Source organism: Carboxylicivirga longa, assembly GCF_050589825.1.
In the GTDB taxonomy this organism is placed as follows: Bacteria; Bacteroidota; Bacteroidia; order Bacteroidales; family Marinilabiliaceae; genus Carboxylicivirga; species Carboxylicivirga longa.
The window spans coordinates 1-1,731 of sequence record NZ_JBNGOZ010000057.1; the positions used below are offsets into that span (position 1 = coordinate 1).

At 33.6% G+C, this 1,731-nt stretch carries 1 protein-coding gene; it reads right to left on the reverse strand.

The annotated features are described in order from the left end of the window. Positions 1-774 precede the first annotated feature (774 nt). Positions 775-1,731: DUF4349 domain-containing protein (locus ACRD7A_RS19005; RefSeq protein WP_430812972.1), on the reverse strand; the 957-nt coding region annotated here is incomplete at its 5' end.

Sequence of the window (1,731 nt, forward strand, 5' to 3'; positions counted from 1 at the left end):
CCGTATGAATCGAGAGGTTCACGTACGGTTCTGTGAGAGGTTTAGGGGTGAGATTCCCCTTTACCTACTCGACGTTTTAACTTTTTCACGACTTTTATTATAGGCGATTGCAATTGATACAGCAATAATTATTGGCAATTCTCTTTCCAAATTTATATAAGAAATAAAATTCATATTCGAGTCGAAATCTCCTAAAATCACCTGTTTTATTGGTACATATAGGTCAATTAACGCAAAACACAATAACATTAATAAAGCTGTTATTAATGAAGTAAAAATGAAGTCCTTTGTCTTTTTTTTCATATTGTGACTTATTAATGCAGTCCAAATAGTACCGCTTGTTTTCAGAATCTTAATCTGTTTTTTGTTCGCCAAGTTTGCAGTTTTTTAGAAGTTTTACTTCAAAACTGAAAATTCAGTCCGTTTATGCGCCATGTAAAATTGTCTTAATGCGCGTTGGTCAATGATTATGAAATGATTATGAAATGATTTTGTAGATGTGTTTTGTCATTCTTAAGCGCAATCTAAATTTATTTTTGTCATTAGTCCGTCACGCTGGCATTAATAGGGCACAACGGACGCGGGTATGAAGCGTTAGGGGTGGGTAGGCCAATTTTCCATTTTTAGTTTGCACGTAGCCAAATCTTTGATTTGGTTTTTAATTTGCTAATCAACCCTAACCAAATCAAAGCTTTGGCGTGTTGTTTAGCCGCAGAGCTTTCGAACAGCACCTGCGCCCCTGATGCTTTATGACCCATTGTTGTGCCCAGTTATTTATTTTTGTTTTTTCTTCTTTTTTATTTTCCGTATGAAATAAATGATAAATATAACTGCAATGCAGAATGGCCAGATCTTTATCAGAAGTAATGCGAAGTCTACAAACCCAAACCAACCTTTAGAAAATGATTGTTTTATTCTTTCTGAGAATTTGTCTCTTTTTTTGGGATTGTATTTAAAGTCTTTTTGCTTTACAATGTTTAGCCTGAGTGTACTATAGTCAACTAAATCACTTAAGTATTTCAATGTTCCAGTAGTACTTTCAATTTCTTCTTCTAATCGACGTATTTTTTCTTCAACTTGCAAGATTTCTTTGATGTTGGTTGCCTTCTTTAGTAGTTCTTGATAACGTTTAAGATAAGCTCGCTTATTTTCTAACCTTATTCCTAAGTCAATAAATTGGTCGGTAACATCTCTTGCATCAATTTCTTTATACAGTAATTCTCCATTGCCCAGTTGAATTGCATGTACAAAACTTTCGAAGTTTGAAGAAGGTATTCTAACTGTTAAATTATATGATGATTCCCAATCTGTATTGTTCAATTTTTCATTAGAATAGTATGCATCATGTTTATTAACTAATGAATCAACTCTTGCTTTAGTTAATTCCAAATCAGAAACTTTTAAACCAATTCTACCGTCCTTGATTATTTTCTTTTTTATAATTTCTTTGTTTTTAAGCGGAGGCATTGGTGGTGGAGGTGGTGCTATTTCTTCTTGACGTGTTATTGGTATCATTTCCTCTTCTATTTCCATATCAGCACCATTGTAACCTTCCAAAGAGGGTTTTTGATGACAGGATGTTATAATTATAGAGAAGAGTATTAAAAAGATTGATTTTTTCATATTATGTAGTTTCTTGATTTTTAATTGGGCACAACGTTTTGCTGCATGACGCGTAAGGGGAATTTTAGCCTCACAGACCTTTCCAAATCGAGCAGTGCCAAATTGTTG